Below are 16,283 nucleotides of genomic sequence, written 5' to 3'. Positions count from 1 at the left end.
TCAGGCTCGCCATCCATGGCTCGCATGCTTTTCGTTCGCCTGCCCGTTATCATGAACCTGACATTCAGATTGTTTCGGAAAATCAGATAACAAACTCTTTATCCACCGATAAACAGTCCCGCAATCGTAGCTGCCATCAGATTAGATAACACCCCGGCGACCAGTGCTTTCATCCCGAGAGTGGCAATCTCTTTTCGCCGGTTCGGGATCAGACTGCCGATACCGCCGATAGCAATCGCCACAGTACCAAAGTTAGCAAAACCACAAAGTGCAAACGAGAGGATGATTTGTGTCCGCTCTGTCATCGGCAGGCCGGTCGCCGCCACGACTTCATTGCCCTTCAGATATTCCGCCAGATTGGCATAGGCAAAAAATTCGTTGATAACAATTTTCTGTCCGATAATCGCACCAGATGTCAGTGCTTCATTCCACGGAATGCCCATCAGCCACGCCAGCGGGGACAGCAGATAGCCAAGGATCAGTTCCATACTCAGATCCGGCAGGCCGAACCAGCCGCCGACACCACCGAGCAATCCGTTTAACAATGCCACCAGGCTGACAAACGCCAGCAGCATTGCGCCGACTGCCAGGGCCATATTCAGGCCGTTAATCGCCCCTTCCGCCGCCGCATCAATAATATTCGCCGGACGGTTTTCCTGCACCGGTTTGGCGTTGGATTCATCGGCAGTCTGCTGTGTTTCCGGGATCATCAGTTTGGCAAACAGTAACCCGCCCGGTGCCGCCATAAAGGAAGCAGCCAGCAGATATTCCATTTTCACCCCCAGCGAAGCATAGCTCACCAGCATAGTACCGGCGATAGATGCCAGCCCGCCGCACAGCACGGCAAACAGCTCTGAACGGGTCATGCTGCCGAGATACGGTTTAACCAGCAAAGGGGCTTCTGTCACACCAAGAAAAATATTGGCTGCTGAGTTCATCGATTCCGCACGGCTGGTTTTCAGCAAACGCTGTAACGCCCCGCCGACCCAGCGCACGAGGATCTGCATAATCCCCAGATAATAAAGTACCGCTGACAATGCGGAGAAAAAGACAATGATCGGCAGTACCCGCAGCGCGATAACAAACCCGCCGCTGCCGAAAATCGCAAACATTTTGTCAGAGACCAGGCCGCCGAAAATAAAAGAGGTCCCGGCATTATTGAAATTGATCACCGTGGTGACCGCTTCCGCCATCACAAATAAAACGTGCTGCCCGGCCGGGGAATAAAGAATTAACCCGCCCAGCGCCAGTTCAATAGTAAAAGCCAGTACCACCGTGCGCAGATTAATGGCGCGGCGGTTTTCAGACAGTAAATAACCTATTCCCAGCAGTACCACTATCCCGAGAATGCCGATTGCTGTATTCATATGTGTAATCCGGTAAAAACCCTGAGTGAAAAATCCGCCGGCAGCGGCGGCATAAAAACCAAACCGTGTTAACATGCTGACCAACAAATACCGACCCTTCACACGGTTTGATTGAGAGGAGAGTGCTTTTATGGCAGTTGCAATTCAGGCAAGCGCAAACGATTTCGCAGAAACCATCATTATGCCCGGAGATCCCCTGCGCGCCAAGTTTATTGCTGAACATTATTTATCGCAGGCGCGGGAAGTAAACAGCGTCCGCAATATGCTGGGTTATACCGGAGAATACAAAGGCAAACGAATTTCGGTGATGGCCCACGGCATGGGTATCCCTTCAATCTCAATGTATGCGTATGAGTTAATTCAGGATTTTGGTGTGAAAAACCTAATCCGTATCGGCACCTGTGGCGCAGTGCGGGATGATGTGTCACTGATGGATGTGGTGATCGCCATGGGCGCAAGTACCGATTCCAAAGTGAACCGTGACCGTTTTTACGGTAACGATCTGGCGGCACTGGCAGACTGGCACCTGCTGGCATCTGCGGTGAAAACGGCTGAACGTCTGCAGTTACCGGTCAAAACCGGCAATGTGTTTACTGCGGATCTGTTTTACACCACCCGCCCGGAACTGTTTACCGTGATGGAGCAGTACGGGATTCTCGGGGTGGATATGGAAGTCGCCGGGCTGTACACCGTCGCGGCAGAGCTGGGGGCGCGGACACTGGCGATCCTCACTACCTCTGATCATATTAAAAACGGTGGTAAACTGACCATCGATCAGCGCCAGAACGCGATGCACAATATGATTGAGCTGGCGCTGGAAACCGCGCTGACACTCTGACAGCCACAGTTTTTTATCCGCAGACAAAAACGCCCTCATCAGAGGGCATTTTTGCTTGTTCATGACAGCGGTTACTGTGCGGCGTTATTAACCGGCAGAATTTCCATAATACCTGCGCGGACATAATACTGCTGACCGGATGCGGCAGCCGGTGCATCACCCGCCATTTTTGCCAGCGCTTCTTTCGGTGTTGTGGTGGATAATGAAGACTGATACAGCGTGTTGCCGTTGATATCACGGACACTGGCGCGGACAAAATACTGTTTGCCGTCTTTACTGACTGCCGGTGCATCCGCGCTCATTTTTTTCAGGGCTTCACCCGGCGTGGCGGTGGTCAGTGCGGACTGAAAGACCGGAGCACGGTTGTAACCACCGTTATGGTATCCGCGCTTATTATGATGGCCACGTCCGTCATGATTACCGCGCATCATATGACGACCACCGTTGCCGTCACAGTTGCCATAACCATTCATATACTGACCATTCTGTTGCGGCTGAGTGACCGGCGCCGGTGCTGCGACAGCGGTAACACCCGCACCTAATAAGCTCAGTCCGATAACACCTGCAATGATCTTTTTCATATTAATATTCCTTTTGAGTTAATTTTCTGAAGCACTGTTTTGCTGTTGACGTCATCATTGCCGATGCCGGTATATATGACAATCCGTTTTACCCTTTCTGACGGTGAAATCATAATCCCTGCACAATTCATCATAATTTCTGCACAGTTCTTCATTTTCTCTCCATATTTCACTCTGCCGGTTTCAAAAGAGATGTGTCAGAAATGAATATAAAATTTAATTATTTTTATACTTCCTTACATAAAAAATACGCTAATAAGATTAATCCCCTTATTATTGATATCGGGAATTGTTATCACTAAGAAAGACAGTCAACAGAACAACCTGAGGAAGTGACATGAAAAAAATAACAATGATTGCCGGTATTATTGCAGCGGCGTATTCCTTTTCAGCGCTGGCGGCGCCGGCGGATGCTCAGGTAAAACCCCTGACAGCCACGGCTCAGAAAGCCGGAAATACTGCTGATTATCTGATTGGCAAAACCTGGGTAACCACCGAGGCACTGGACCAGGACGGTAAAGCGATTCCGGCCACCGATGAGAGTGTGGCAGGCTTCTTTGGCCTGGCCAACTATGAAAAAGACGGTTCCGTTAAGATGTACACCCCGGAAGGAAAGCTGAAATTACAAGGCGACTGGTCTTTCAGCGCGGACGGTAAAACCCGGTCGCTGACCGGTAAGAATGACAAAGGAGAAGTGCTGTTTACCCGTGTGGTCGAAAATATCAAAGTGACACCGGATGAATACATTTACCGCGTCTACCCGAAACCGGACGATAAAAGTCATTACGCGGATATTGTCCACAAACCCAAAGCCGCAGAATAAATACCAATGTACAAAAATGCCCTCAATGAGGGCATTTTTCATTCCGCCGGTATCAGCTTGCCAGAATCCGTGATTTGCGGCGCACTGCAGATAACAGCATATAAATCGCGGTGGAGAGCAGCACAATAAAGAAGAAGTTCATGATGCCGTCAGGCTGTTTCATAAACTGTCCCGCCACCAGCGGGCCCGCCGCTGAACCGATGCTGTAGCAGAACAACATCACCTGGGTTGCCGCCACAATCACATTCGCGGTGAGTGTGTCACATGCCAGTGTGATCGCGACCGGATACAGCGCAAAAGAAGACATTCCCAGCAGCGTCAGCGCCACCACCATCACCAGATAGTGGCCGGAGAGATAAATCATTCCCATCGCAAATACCCCGGCGAGAGAGACCATCGCCAGCAATAATACTTTACTCATGCGGGAAGATAATTTGCTGATCACCGGCTGAATAATCATCCCGCCGAGAATGATCGCCGCCATCAGGCCGCCGACCTGTTCGGTGTTGTAATGTTTTTCCTGCAATGCCAGCGGCATCAGCCCGTAAATGGTGCCCATCACAATACCGGAGGTCATACAGCCGACCATAGCCGGTTTACTCAGACGCAGGATCTGTTTCAGGGATAAGCTTTTATGTCCGCCGTGACATACCGGCTGTGCTTTGGAGAACAGCGGCGGCAATACCGCAGCAAACAGCAGCACCATCACCACGGCAAACGGCACGACACCTGCGGTTCCGAACACACCGATCGCCAGCTGACCCAGGGTGGTGCCGCCGTACAGTGCGGTCATGTAGAAGCTCAGGCGTTTGGCACGGACAGCCGGGTTATCGCCAATCAGCAGCCAGGATTCAATCACCACAAAAATACCGGCAACCGCCACCCCGGCCAGCATCCGGGATGCCAGCCACGCACTCAGATCAGTATAAAACGGCAGAACTGCCACGGTCGCCGCCAGCGCCAGCACAAAGAGAATAAAGGAACGGCGGTGACCGATACGGGCAATCACCGGCTCAATCAGCATCGAACCGAGTAATAAACCAATATAGTAAGCACTGGCTAACCAGCCTGCGTAATCGGTACCGATGGCAAAATAATCCAGCGATAACGGGATCAGGCTCATCAGATAACCGGATGCAATCGCAAATAACGTCAGACCGGCGACAGGGATTAACACACTGTCAGGACGCGGCGTGCGGATGCTGTGACTCACTGCTTTTCTCCACCTAAAACAAAAAAATCAAAAAAACATGACGCTGCTTTTTTTCTCAGGCTGTTTCATCGCCAAAATGGTGGATGACGGGTCATTGATAGAAGCAGTGGATTGTGAATTTATGTCTGAAACGGAGCGGAATATAGCCCCTTGTAAGGGAAAAATGAAATCAAAAAAACTAATGGCTGCGAGTAGTTTTTGTTATGGAAGGAAATAACAGAGGAATATGGGGTTTCCCCTGTTATTTTCGGTATTTTTACATGCAAATTAACAAAAAAATAACTTATTTTTCCTTATCTGCCGGTAATAAAGAAATCACCGTTTCCAGCGCATCGGGGACAACACTGCCGTGTGACTTTCCGGGGAAGATCCGGAACTGACACTGTTTGTCCCGCAGTTGTAACTGCTCACACACTTCCCGCGCGGTAATATCACTGTAGCGGACGGACAGATTGTGTTTTTGTTCTTCACTCATTTTGCTCAGATCGGGTTTTTCTTCCAGTCCGCCCTGAGTGATGGTCAGCCGGATATCCGCCGGGAGGCGACCAAATCGTTCCGCTGTCATATAAGTGCCATGACCCCACCAGAGGGACGGGCTGGCACTGATGTAATCGGTAAATAAACCGGGTTCATCCGTGGCTGTCCGCAGCACAAAAAGCCCGCCGAGGCTGTGGCCGAAGAAGTAGCGGCGGTCGTTAACAGGATAGTGACTGCTCACCCACGGAATCACCTGTTCACGGATAAACTGCCGGAAAGGCAGTTCGCCGCCGCCTGCGGTAAATTGCTCACCGGTTGCGGGCGGTGTGTAATCAAAGGTGCGGGTTTTCGGGTAAGCCAGATCAGAGGGATAACCGATCCCCACCACCAGCGGCAATGGCCGGGTTTTACCGGCACTGAGCCGGTTAATCATCATCGGAAACTGACCGTTACCGTCGAGCATATAGAGCACGGTGTACGCCGTTTGCGGCTGTTTAGGCTGCGCGATAAAGAGGCGGTAGTGACGATCACCCTGCTGCATCTCATGATGCGTTATTGTGAACTGTTGTTGTGCCGCTTCAGTGAGCGGCGTGATTTCCTGCGAGGGCCGCGCCATCAGGGGAGATACCGCCATCATGCAACAAATCACCATTATTTTTTTCCACATCCTGACTCCGGGAATGACTGACTTAAAAAAACAATTCTGCCACAGACCGGAGGATGACGCAGATTCGGATCGCGCCATCCCCTGAAAAAATAAGACCATCCTCTTTCGAACCCGGGCGGCGGGATAACCGGCAAAGCGGAAAGTCGCTGACACATCCCTGTCCGCTCGGATCGCGCCATCCCTGGCGCTTTACGCTTTCCTTTTTTTGCCGGTTAATCCCCTGTGTACTTCAACTCTGTCAAAAACAGAAAAACAATAAAATTCAGAAAAGAAACCAATCTGCTAAATCATCCGCGCTGTGGCAAGGCGGCAAGGGAAGAATTCCGGGGAGCATACACCAGTATGTGACCCGGAATTCTGAGTGCAGCCAACACAGCCACAGAGTGGAGGATGACGCAGATTCGCTAAATCATCCGGTTTGTGGCATGCGGCAAAGTGAGGATATCCCCGGGAGCATACATCAGTATGTGACCGGGGTAGCCGAACGAAGCCAACGCCACCACAGAACAAAGAGACGCGTTACGCTAAATCATTCGCCTTGTGGCAAGGGCGGCAACCGAAGGAAACCAGGGAGCATACAATGGTATGTGACCCGGTTTCCTGAGAGCAGCCAACGCCGCCACAGGGCGAAGGATGACGCGTAATCAGAAATTCAGTTTCAGATTAGCCCAATACCGGCGCCCTTCATCGATCTGCCAGTTCCCGTTAGTATCGATATCATCCCCTTTCTCGTTGGCGATATTCAGTACGGCGAAGTTCAGCAGCGCATTTGGCATGACCTGGTAGGTCATCCCGAGGTCGAGGGTGGTGATCCCGCTGCGTTCACGCGGCTGTTTTGCCCCGTTACGCTGTGCTGCCCAGACCTGTTTGCCGGTGTAATTTGCCTGAGTGTAGAAACTCATATCCGGGCGGTACTGCCAGTCAAGTTTGGCATTTGCCATATGACGCGGTGTCATTTCCAGCGGTTGTCCTTTCAGGGATTTGCCGTTGAGTTTTTCGTCGTCACTCTTACGTTCTGAATCGGTGAAAGTGTAGTTCAGGTTCAGATTCCATTTTTCTGCCACCGGAATACGGGAGGCCATTTCCACACCACGGATATTTGCTTTACCCACGTTATCGTAAACAAATTTGTTCAGGCCGGTGATCGGATCTTTCTCTGTGCCGTCCTGATAGCTGGTGAGTTTGTTTTTAAATTCGGTGTTAAACAGTGTCGCGCTGACGGAAAATCCGGATTCATGGTCATAAGCAATACCCAATTCTTCCGTCACGCTGGTTTCCGGTTTCAGATCCCGGTTACCGTACATGACCGCGTTACCGCCCTGAGTGGACGTTCCGAAGTTCGGACTGAGTTCACGCAGTGTCGGGGCACGGAAGGCTTTTGCCACACCACCTTTGATGGTGATTTCATCCGTCAGTTTATAGACGGCATAGGCACGCGGGTTCCAGTGCTTACCGTAGAACTCGTGGTCGTCCATACGCAGACCACCGGTCAGCGTCAGGTCATCAGTTACACTGAATTCATCTTCTACAAACAGAGCTTTTTGATCCACTGATACCGATTCGCTGGCGTAAACAGGTTGTAATTTTGTGCCGCCTTTCCCGTCAGGAACGCTGATAGAATCTGTGACGGAATCATCTTTCAGTTTGGCGTACTGGTATTGTCCGCCCAGAGTCAGGATATTAGACGGCAGGAATGCAGTGACTTTTCCATCAACAACCGTGTTCGTAATTTCCGGTTGACGATGGTCATAAGCCATATTCCATGTTTCATTACCCATCTCACGTGTGCCGGTACGGGTTTTCCGGATAGTATTTTCCTGGTAGACACTGAGTTCGCTGTTGATCTCATCCCAGTCACCTTTCCAGGTTAATGCCCAGTGGTTGCGGTTATTATTAGTTTCCAGCTTATCTTTAGCCTGATTGGTAATAGTCCCGAAGTTGGCAGAATCAGCAATCGATTTCCCCGGAGTGGATGTGTGTTCCTGTGTACGGCGGCCGACTTCCGCAAAGAATTTCTGCCCTTCGATCGGCGTAAAGGCCAGTTTGGCGGTGATATTTTTATCATCTTTACGCGGTGTACCTTCCTGAAGATGGTCTTCACGACGATAGTTCAGCCCGCCGTAGACCTGCAATCCCAGCTTATCTTTAATCAGCGGCCCGGAGACATAGAAATCCGTATTTGCGGAGTTACCGTAATCTTTACTTTCCTGAATAATACCGCCCATACCCATCGAACCGTGCCATTCATCTGCCACTGCTTTAGTGATGATGTTAATCACGCCGCCCATCGCATCAGAACCATACAGGGAGGACATCGGGCCGCGGATCACTTCAATACGCTCAATGGCTTCCACCGGCGGAATAAACCCGGCTTCGTAACCGCCGCTGCCGTTCGGGCGGGATTCACGGCTGTTCTGACGACGACCGTCCACCATAATCAGAGTGTAGTCCCCGGACAGGCCACGGATACTGATATCCGGCTTCAGGCTGCCGCCGATCACACTGACCCCTTCCACATCTTTTACCATGTCAATCAGGTTGGCAGCCGGTTTATTTTGCAACTGCTCCTTGGTGATAACGGTGATACTCGCCGGTGCATCACGCATTTCCTGCGCAAAACCGGACGCGGTAACCACGATGGTGTCATCTTTATTTTCAGCATAAGCGGCAGTGGCCGCTGACATAACAGCAACAGCAAGCAGTGAGCGTTTGAATGAGACGTTCATATTATTCCCTGACTGGATTGATATTTTTTATTTGAAATATTAAATGAGAATGATTAATCCTATCATTGATATATGCCATTGAGAATATGATCGCAAATGAAAATTATTATCATGATGATAATAAATTGCTGTGATATCGTTAAACCGGAAAGTACAGCTGGAGGGTAAATGGCAGGAATGAAAATCGCAGGACAAAAAAATGCTGCAAATTCAGATAAATTTGCAGCCTTCTAACAAAGTACCAAAGTAAATAGTGAGGGATAACAGATAAATAAAATTAACACATTATCGTCAGGAAAATCTGCTCATCACCGAGTGGCGGAGAACCAGAGTCGGTGTGTAACACGGCGGACAAAACGGCAGCGCCTGTGAGGACGCTAGTGCCAGCGCCAGCTGTGTTGCTGTCTGAGCCATCATGTCAACAGGATAGCGTATTGTGGTCAGGCGGGGTTGGATATATCGTGCGATCATGCTGTCATCAAAGCCGATAACAGAAATGTCTTCCGGCGCACGCAACCCGTTTGCCTCAATCACCGACAGCGCCCCGGCTGCCATAAAATCGTTGTAGGCCACCACCGCCGTCACCGGCAGTGAAAGAGACAACACCGCACTCATGGCCGCTTCCCCGCCTTCTGCCACCGGTTCACCAACGGCAATGTAGGCCTCCGGCAGCTCACAACCGGCTTCTGCCAGCGCATCTCTGTATCCCGCCAGCCGTTGCGCACTGTCTTCAATGGTGTGTGATGATGATAAGCAGGCAATATGGCGATGTCCCTGTTTCAGCAGATATTGTGTGGCAAGCTGAGTTCCGCGCCGGTTATCCAGAGCGACACAGCGGTTTTCCAGTCCCGGGATCACGCGGTTGATAAATACCATCGACGGCATTTCCGCCGCATAGCCGCGCAGTTCTTCATCACTCAGCGCCTTGGCATGGATCACACAGGCATCACAGCGGCTGTTCATCAGTAATTCAATACCGCGCCGCTCATCTTCCTGCCGGTGGTAGCCATTGCCGATTAACAGATGTTTTCCGTGCTGATGCGCCACCTCATCCGCCGCTTTAACCAGAGAACCGAAAAACGGATCGGACACATCCCCCACCAGCACACCGACAATATCACTGCTCTGGCTGACCAGCGCCCGCGCCGCCGCATTCGGGCGGTAAGCCAGCGCCTTCATGGCTGCCTGAACCGCACGGACAGATTCTGCCCCCGCTTTTGGTGACTGATTGATAACCCGCGAGACCGTTGCCACTGAGACTCCCGCCAGTTTCGCAACATCTTTAATGGTTGCCATTTACCGCTCCGTTATTGTTTTGTGATCCCGGTACTTGCCATCCGGTGTAACTCTGCTAATTTTTATTATCTTTTACTAAAATTTTACTGGATTTTACTATGGACACTGTCGCTTACCCTGATTTCGCTAAACTGGAGATACGCACTGGCCGGATCACCGATGTCAAACGTCACGAAAATGCCGATAAACTCTATATTGTTCAGATAAATGTCGGTGACCGCTCACTTCAGACCGTCACCAGCCTCGTGCCGTATTATACAGAGGAAGAGTTACTGCATAAGCAGGTCGTGGTGCTGTGCAATCTGCAAAAAGCCAAAATGCGCGGCGAAACCTCTGAATGTATGCTGCTGTGTGCCGAAACTGATGACGGCTCAGAAAGCGTCCTGCTGGCTCCGGAACGCGTAATGCCTGCCGGTGTCCGTATTGTCTGATAAAACAACAAAGGCTCACCGTTGTGAGCCTTTGTTTAAAACACAAACCGGTACACCGTCACACTCTCCCGCTGTTCTCCCAGCGCTGAAATTCCCCTGACCGCATCCGGCCAGTGCGGGTGATTCGGCCCGTCCGGGAAATACTGGGTTTCCAGCGCCAGCCCGGCATGATCCTGATAATCACCGTGTTTTCCCGGCTGACCACCGAGATAATTGCCGGTATAAAGTTGTATGCAGGGCATGGTGGTCGCCACTTCCAGACACACATCCCCCGCCGGTGACCAGTACGCCGCAACAGTTTGTTTACCATCACACAATGCCGGGTCCGGCACAAAGGCGTGATCAAACCCTTTTGTCTGCTGTTGTGCCGCCTCAGACATAAAACCCTGAGACAGCGCCCTGCGGGTGCGCAGATCGAAGACGGTTCCGGCGACCGGACAGAGTGTACCGTCCGGTAAGTTCTCCGTATTCAGTCCGAGCCGTTTATCTGCCCGGATCTGCACTTCCCCTTCTGTCACCTTCACACCGCTGTTTTCACCGGCAAGGTTAAAGTAAGCGTGATTGGTCAGGCTGACCGGACAGGCTTTATCTGTTTGTGTCCGGTAAATCAGGCGGACTTCGTTTTCCGGCGTCAGCTGATAAGTAACTTCTGCGCTGAGATTGCCCGGAAACCCCTGGTCGCCGTCCGGTGACTGCAGAGAGAATGTCACGGAATCTGCTGAGCGGCGGCGGATCTGCCAGCGCCGGTGGCTGAAGTTATCGGTACCGCCATGCAGACAGGTGGTACCTTCATTGCAGGCGAGCGGATAAAACTGCCCGTTCAGGGTGAAACCACCGCCCGTAATCCGGTTGGCAAAACGCCCGACTGTGGCACCGAAATAGGCGGTCTGACGGGCAAATCCGGCGCTGTCCGCCACGCCGCACACCACATCCCGCACGCCATCTGCCAGCGGGAGCTCACAGCTGAGCCAGGTCGCGCCGGTGTCCGCAATACTGATGCGCATACCGTTGCGGTTGGTCAGCACCACGATCTCCGCCGGTCTGCCGTCTGCAGCCGGTTCTGTTGCCAGCGCCCGTTCATACGGGCGCAGATCCAGATGTGTCATATCACCTCCGGTCAGCGGATCACACCGGCACCGTCACTGGCGCGGCAGACATAAATATCCGCCGTCAGGCCGGTGATCGGTGTGTAATGTGCGTTAATTGCCTCTGTAACCTGTGCGACATGTTCCGGTTTCACCAGTACCACCACACAACCACCGAAGCCGCCGCCGGTCATACGGACACCGCCTTCAAGACCAATCACATCACCGATAATCGCCACCAGCGCATCGATTTCAGGGACCGTGATTTCAAAATTATCACGCATGGAGTGATGGGATTCCGCCATCAGTTGGCTGAGGCGCGGTAAGTCCCCGTCTTTCAGCGCTTCCGCTGCTGCCAGGGTACGGATATTTTCGCTGATCACATGGCGGGCCCGTTTCGCGGTCACCGCATCCAGTTCATGAACATGCGCGGCGAACTGCGCCATTGTCACATCCCGCAGCGCCGGCACGCCGAAGAATGCCGCTGCCGCCTCACACTGACGCCGCCGGATGTTGTATTCGCTGTCCACCAACCCGCGTTTTTTGTTGGAGTTAACAATCATTACCACGCTGTTTTCCGGCATAGCAACCGCACGGGTTTCCAGGCTGCGGCAGTCGATCAGCAGTGCGTGTCCGGCTTCACCGCAGGCCGAAATCAGCTGATCCATAATGCCGCAGTTACAGCCGACAAACTGGTTCTCCGCCTGCTGCCCGTTCAGGGCAATGACTTCACGGCTGACGGGTAAGTCATACAGGACTTTGACGGTCTGGCCGATCACCACCTCCAGTGAGGCGGAACTGCTCAGACCCGCGCCCTGCGGCACATTGCCGCTGACCGCAATATTCATCCCGCCGAACACAAAACCGCGTTCCGCCAGGTATTTGATCACGCCGCGGATATAATTCGCCCACAGTTTATTATCGCGGTATTCAATCGGTTGTGAGAGATCAAACTCATCACGATCATTATCATAATCCGCCGCCACCACGCAGACCCTCTGATCCTCACGCCGCGAGGCCGCCGCCACGGTGCCGAAATCAATGGCACACGGCAGAACAAAACCGTCATTATAATCGGTGTGTTCGCCAATCAGATTCACGCGGCCCGGTGCCTGAATCAGCATGTCAGGGGATGCGCCGAAGCACTGTTCAAAAGCATTCTGTGCCTTGCTGATAACTGTTTTCATCGGAAACCTCAGATTATAAAGGGGTTTTAAAATGGTGGTAGCTGACCGCACGCAGCCGCTTTGCGGCCTGCTCCGGTGTCAGATCACGCTGGCTTTCCGCCAGCATTTCATAGCCGACCATAAATTTGCGCACGGTCGCGGAACGCAGCAGCGGCGGATAATAGAGCGCATGTAACTGCCAGTGATCCAGCGGTTCGCCCTGCTGAAAATACGGCGCAAAATGCCAGCCCATCGAGTACGGGAAAGCGCAGCGGAACAGGTTATCGTAGCGGCTGGTGAGTTTTTTCAGTGCCAGTGCGAGATCATCCCGCTCCGTATCGGTCATGTCTTCCATCCGGATGATCACACGGTGTTTCGGCAGCAGCATGGTTTCAAACGGCCACGCCGCCCAGTACGGCACCACCGCCAGCCAGTGCGCCGTTTCCGTTACAATACGGCTGCCGTCTTTCAGCTCTGCCTGTGCGTAATCCAGCAGCAGGTTACTGCCGTGCTGCCGGGAATAGTCGCGCAGCAGTCCGTCCTTGCGGCTCAGGGCATCAGGCAGAAAATCCCCGGCCCAGATCTGACCGTGCGGGTGCGGCTGCGAGCAGCCCATCAGTTCCCCTTTATTCTCAAACAGTTGCACCCAGAGGTATTTTTCCCCCAGTTCCTCTGCCTGCGCCTGCCAGGTATCGATGACCGCACGGATTTGTGCCACCGGCAGTTCCGGCAGGGTTTTGCTGTGATCGGGAGAAAAACAGAGCACGCGGCTCAGTCCGCTGACGGCCTGAGTCTGAAATAACGGATGTGTGTTTTCCGGCTGCGTGCAGGGCTGCGGTCTCAGCGCGGAGAAATCATTCTGAAAAACATAAGTACCGGTGTAAGCAGGATTAATATCACCGCTTACCCGGGGATTTCCCGGACACAAAAAGCAGTCCGGGTCATAAGCCGGTAAGTCTGCCACATCAGCGACTTCATCTCTCCCCTGCCACGGGCGCTTTGCCCGGTGAGGAGAGACTAAAATCCACTGTCCCGTTAACGGGTTATAGCGGCGGTGAGGGCAATCAGACGGATCAAAAGTCATCATAGACACAATTCTCTCTGACAATGAAACGGGTTAGCGATGATTGTCCTCAGGCGTTACCGGTTTTCGTCAGTCTGCGTAACCTTCCGGGTTCTTCTGCTGCCAGCGCCAGGCGTCCTTCGCCATATCATCAACAGTACGGACGGCGCGCCACTGCATATCGCGGGCGGCTTTTTCCGGACTGGACCAGCACTCAGCGATATCGCCCGGACGACGGTCGCAGATAGCATACGGGATCGGTTTACCGGCCGCTTTACTGAAGGCCGCGATCATTTCCAGCACACTGGTGCCTTTACCGGTACCCAGGTTATAGATATGCAGCCCGGAAGACTGTGCCACGGTTTTCAGTGCCGCAACATGACCGTCCGCCAGATCCATCACATGGATGTAATCACGCACCCCGGTACCGTCAGGTGTAGGGTAATCGTTTCCATAGATACTGACTTTTTCACGGCGGCCGATAGCAACCTGAGTGATATATGGCGTCAGGTTATTCGGGATACCTTTCGGATCTTCGCCCATCGTGCCTGTCGGATGTGCCCCGACCGGATTGAAATAACGCAGCAGAGATACAGACCAGTCATTATCGGCGATCAGCACATCACTCAGAATGCGTTCAACCATGTATTTACTGGTGCCGTAAGGGTTTGTGGTGTTGCCGATAGCGGATTCTTCGGTGATCGGCACACAGGCCGGATCGCCGTAGACGGTGGCAGAAGAGCTGAAAATAATCCGTTTTACCTGCGCCCGCTTCATGCTGCGCAGCAGAACCAGCGTGCCGTTGATATTGTTATCATAATATTCAACCGGTTTTTCCACGGATTCACCCACGGCTTTCAGGCCCGCAAAGTGAATTACCGCATCGATACGGTGTTTGGCAAATACGCTGTCAAGAAAGGCTTCATCACGGATATCCCCCTGATAAAAAACAGGTTCTTTTCCGGTAATTGCAGTGATCCGCGCCAGAACTTTCGCGTTGGCGTTACACAGATTATCCACAATAACCGGTGTCATGCCTGCATTCATCAGTTGTACGCAGGTATGGCTGCCGATATAGCCCATACCGCCGGTGACAAGAATTTCCACATATACCTCTCAGGCTTTGTAATGTATTCAGAGAAAACCAAAGTATAACGTGAGGACGGAGAAGATTCTAACCATGAATACAGTCCGGGTCTGTGATACTGATCTGATTTGTGTAAACGTTTACACCGATGCGCTGAATGGTTTTTACTAAAAGTTTCTGTGCTACTATAAGCAGCTGTTACTGCCTGAATGACGCCTGTTGCCCTGCCGCAGTTCCCGGCCGGAGGAGAAAGAACAAAAAAATGGCCACGCTAAAAGATATCGCCCGGCAAGCCGGTGTCTCACTCGCGACCGTGTCGCGGGTGCTGAATGATGATCCGACACTCAGTGTGAAAGAAGAAACCAAGCTGCGTATTCTGGAAATCGCAGAGCAGCTTGAGTACACCGTTTCCGCGCAGCGCCGTCACTCTCCGGGCAAACGTCAGGCACAGCGACTGCATTTTCTGGCGGTTTACAGCTATCCGAAAACAGCGGAAATTAATGATCCTTACTATCTCTCCATCCGCCACGGCATTGAATTACAGAGTGAACGGCTGGGTATTGAGCTGACACATGCTTATGAAAACAATCTGCCGGAGACGGTTTCCCGCCCAGACGGCGTGCTGCTGATCGGACACGGTGCCCGTGCGGTACTGACAGAGGTACAGGCGCTTTGCTCTGCGGTCTGTTTTATCGATTTCAGTGATCGCCAGAGCGATTATGACGCGGTGGATATTGATCTCGCGTACATTGCGCAGTCCGTGACTGATTTCTTTATTGCACAGGGGTATGACCGGATAGGTTTTATCGGCGGACAAGACTCCCCGGCGGCGGCAGATATCCGCGAGGTTGCTTTTACGGAATACGGCTCACTGCGCGGTGTGGTGCGCGGGGAAGATATCTATCGCGGGGATTTCTCCAGCGCGTCCGGTTATGCGCTGGCGAAAGAGATGCTGACCAAAGAGAGCTACCCGAAGGCGCTGTTTGTCGCCTCTGACTCCATTGCTATCGGCGTACTGCGGGCGCTGCATGAACAGCATATCGCTATCCCGGAGGATATCGCCCTTATCAGTGTCAATGATATCCCGACTGCCAAATTTACCATTCCGTCACTGTCGACCGTCCGCATTCACTCCGAGGTGATGGGCAGCCAGGGTGTCAATCTTCTGTTTGAACGTCTGCGTGACGGACGGCAGGAGCCGCTTCAGGTCTTTACCGCTTCCCGCCTTATTCTGCGCGGCACCACAAAATCATAACCCCCCTTTCACCGGCAGAGTTTAATACTTCCCCGGTGAAAGGCGGTGAGGATTTGCGGCAACCGCTGGCCGGGTGAAATTCGGGCATTTGATAGATATGTTGCCGGTGAAGATGTGAAAAAATCAGCTTAATGCAATATCACCCGGCTAACTGTTCTTCAGCAAGAAATGCTTAATTGTTGTCGAATAAGGCTCCCACTCAGTACTC

14 protein-coding genes are annotated in these 16,283 nt (G+C 52.4%); 4 read left to right on the top strand and 10 right to left on the bottom strand.

The features are described 5' to 3' along the window. Nucleotides 1-98: 98 nt before the first annotated feature. Entirely contained in the window at nt 99-1,367 is a 1,269-nt protein-coding gene (locus tag N7387_RS17585) for a NupC/NupG family nucleoside CNT transporter (RefSeq protein ID WP_262862228.1), read from the bottom strand. A gap of 130 nt (nt 1,368-1,497) precedes the next feature. Between N7387_RS17585 and deoD the strand changes: the two genes are divergently transcribed. Beyond that, a complete protein-coding gene (deoD, locus tag N7387_RS17580; RefSeq protein WP_279800485.1) occupies nt 1,498-2,205 on the top strand; it encodes a purine-nucleoside phosphorylase in 708 nt (235 codons plus the stop codon). 71 nt (nt 2,206-2,276) lie between these two features. Here deoD and N7387_RS17575 read toward each other — a convergent pair whose 3' ends face one another. Continuing rightward, the gene (locus N7387_RS17575) at nt 2,277-2,786 is read right to left on the bottom strand and encodes a hypothetical protein (protein WP_279800483.1); all 510 of its coding nucleotides are present in this window, start codon (nt 2,784-2,786) and stop codon (nt 2,277-2,279) included. A gap of 337 nt (nt 2,787-3,123) precedes the next feature. On the opposite strand from N7387_RS17575, the gene N7387_RS17570 reads away from it, so the two are divergent. After that, the gene (locus tag N7387_RS17570; protein ID WP_025152873.1) at nt 3,124-3,609 is read left to right on the top strand and encodes a DUF4822 domain-containing protein; all 486 of its coding nucleotides are present in this window, start codon (nt 3,124-3,126) and stop codon (nt 3,607-3,609) included. Between the two features lie 52 nt (nt 3,610-3,661). On the opposite strand, the gene N7387_RS17565 is transcribed toward N7387_RS17570, so the two are convergent. From N7387_RS17565 to N7387_RS17550, 4 genes are all read right to left on the bottom strand, one after another. Continuing rightward, complete coding sequence (locus tag N7387_RS17565; protein ID WP_262861287.1) at nt 3,662-4,822, bottom strand: MFS transporter; 1,161 nt, start codon at nt 4,820-4,822, stop codon at nt 3,662-3,664. 283 nt (nt 4,823-5,105) lie between these two features. Beyond that, complete coding sequence (locus N7387_RS17560) at nt 5,106-5,966, bottom strand: alpha/beta hydrolase-fold protein (protein ID WP_279800482.1); 861 nt, start codon at nt 5,964-5,966, stop codon at nt 5,106-5,108. 644 nt (nt 5,967-6,610) lie between these two features. After that, nucleotides 6,611-8,692, bottom strand: coding sequence for a TonB-dependent receptor (locus N7387_RS17555; protein ID WP_279800481.1), 2,082 nt, complete (start codon nt 8,690-8,692; stop codon nt 6,611-6,613). 291 nt (nt 8,693-8,983) lie between these two features. Then, nucleotides 8,984-9,988 carry a substrate-binding domain-containing protein gene (locus N7387_RS17550; RefSeq protein ID WP_279800480.1) on the bottom strand — a complete coding sequence of 335 codons (1,005 nt, stop codon included), beginning with the start codon at nt 9,986-9,988 and terminating at the stop codon, nt 8,984-8,986. A gap of 98 nt (nt 9,989-10,086) precedes the next feature. Here N7387_RS17550 and N7387_RS17545 point away from each other — a divergent pair, with 98 nt between their 5' ends. After that, a complete protein-coding gene (locus N7387_RS17545; protein ID WP_072870135.1) occupies nt 10,087-10,419 on the top strand; it encodes a tRNA-binding protein in 333 nt (110 codons plus the stop codon). A 35-nt stretch (nt 10,420-10,454) separates the two neighbouring features. Here N7387_RS17545 and N7387_RS17540 read toward each other — a convergent pair whose 3' ends face one another. The 4 genes from N7387_RS17540 to galE form a co-directional block, all read right to left on the bottom strand. After that, nucleotides 10,455-11,525 (bottom strand): galactose-1-epimerase, encoded by a 1,071-nt coding sequence (locus N7387_RS17540; RefSeq protein WP_279800479.1) that lies wholly within the window; start codon nt 11,523-11,525, stop codon nt 10,455-10,457. A gap of 11 nt (nt 11,526-11,536) precedes the next feature. Continuing rightward, entirely contained in the window at nt 11,537-12,691 is a 1,155-nt protein-coding gene (gene galK / locus N7387_RS17535) for a galactokinase (protein ID WP_279800478.1), read from the bottom strand. A 13-nt stretch (nt 12,692-12,704) separates the two neighbouring features. Next, complete coding sequence (locus N7387_RS17530) at nt 12,705-13,757, bottom strand: UDP-glucose--hexose-1-phosphate uridylyltransferase (protein WP_279800477.1); 1,053 nt, start codon at nt 13,755-13,757, stop codon at nt 12,705-12,707. Nucleotides 13,758-13,823: 66 nt separating this feature from the next. Further along, nucleotides 13,824-14,840 carry a UDP-glucose 4-epimerase GalE gene (galE, locus tag N7387_RS17525; RefSeq protein WP_279800476.1) on the bottom strand — a complete coding sequence of 339 codons (1,017 nt, stop codon included), beginning with the start codon at nt 14,838-14,840 and terminating at the stop codon, nt 13,824-13,826. Between the two features lie 242 nt (nt 14,841-15,082). Here galE and ebgR point away from each other — a divergent pair, with 242 nt between their 5' ends. After that, nucleotides 15,083-16,075 carry a transcriptional regulator EbgR gene (ebgR, locus tag N7387_RS17520; protein WP_279800474.1) on the top strand — a complete coding sequence of 331 codons (993 nt, stop codon included), beginning with the start codon at nt 15,083-15,085 and terminating at the stop codon, nt 16,073-16,075. The last annotated feature ends 208 nt before the right edge of the window (nt 16,076-16,283 follow it).

Source organism: Morganella sp. GD04133 (genome assembly GCF_029835375.1).
Taxonomy (GTDB): Bacteria; Pseudomonadota; Gammaproteobacteria; order Enterobacterales; family Enterobacteriaceae; genus Morganella; species Morganella morganii_B.
This window is presented reverse-complemented; position numbering and strand designations above follow the sequence as displayed.

Bases quoted from the DNA above. Each gene is read 5' to 3' on its own strand.
- N7387_RS17540 (WP_279800479.1), bottom strand. From the start codon at position 11,525: ATGACACATCTGGATCTGCGCCCGTATGAACGGGCGCTGGCAACAGAA.
- N7387_RS17550 (WP_279800480.1), bottom strand. From the start codon at position 9,988: ATGGCAACCATTAAAGATGTTGCGAAACTGGCGGGAGTCTCAGTGGCA.
- N7387_RS17575 (WP_279800483.1), bottom strand. From the start codon at position 2,786: ATGAAAAAGATCATTGCAGGTGTTATCGGACTGAGCTTATTAGGTGCG.
- N7387_RS17560 (WP_279800482.1), bottom strand. From the start codon at position 5,966: ATGTGGAAAAAAATAATGGTGATTTGTTGCATGATGGCGGTATCTCCC.
- N7387_RS17585 (WP_262862228.1), bottom strand. From the start codon at position 1,367: ATGAATACAGCAATCGGCATTCTCGGGATAGTGGTACTGCTGGGAATA.
- N7387_RS17570 (WP_025152873.1), top strand. From the start codon at position 3,124: ATGAAAAAAATAACAATGATTGCCGGTATTATTGCAGCGGCGTATTCC.
- N7387_RS17545 (WP_072870135.1), top strand. From the start codon at position 10,087: ATGGACACTGTCGCTTACCCTGATTTCGCTAAACTGGAGATACGCACT.
- N7387_RS17530 (WP_279800477.1), bottom strand. From the start codon at position 13,757: ATGATGACTTTTGATCCGTCTGATTGCCCTCACCGCCGCTATAACCCG.
- galK (WP_279800478.1), bottom strand. From the start codon at position 12,691: ATGAAAACAGTTATCAGCAAGGCACAGAATGCTTTTGAACAGTGCTTC.
- deoD (WP_279800485.1), top strand. From the start codon at position 1,498: ATGGCAGTTGCAATTCAGGCAAGCGCAAACGATTTCGCAGAAACCATC.
- N7387_RS17555 (WP_279800481.1), bottom strand. From the start codon at position 8,692: ATGAACGTCTCATTCAAACGCTCACTGCTTGCTGTTGCTGTTATGTCA.
- ebgR (WP_279800474.1), top strand. From the start codon at position 15,083: ATGGCCACGCTAAAAGATATCGCCCGGCAAGCCGGTGTCTCACTCGCG.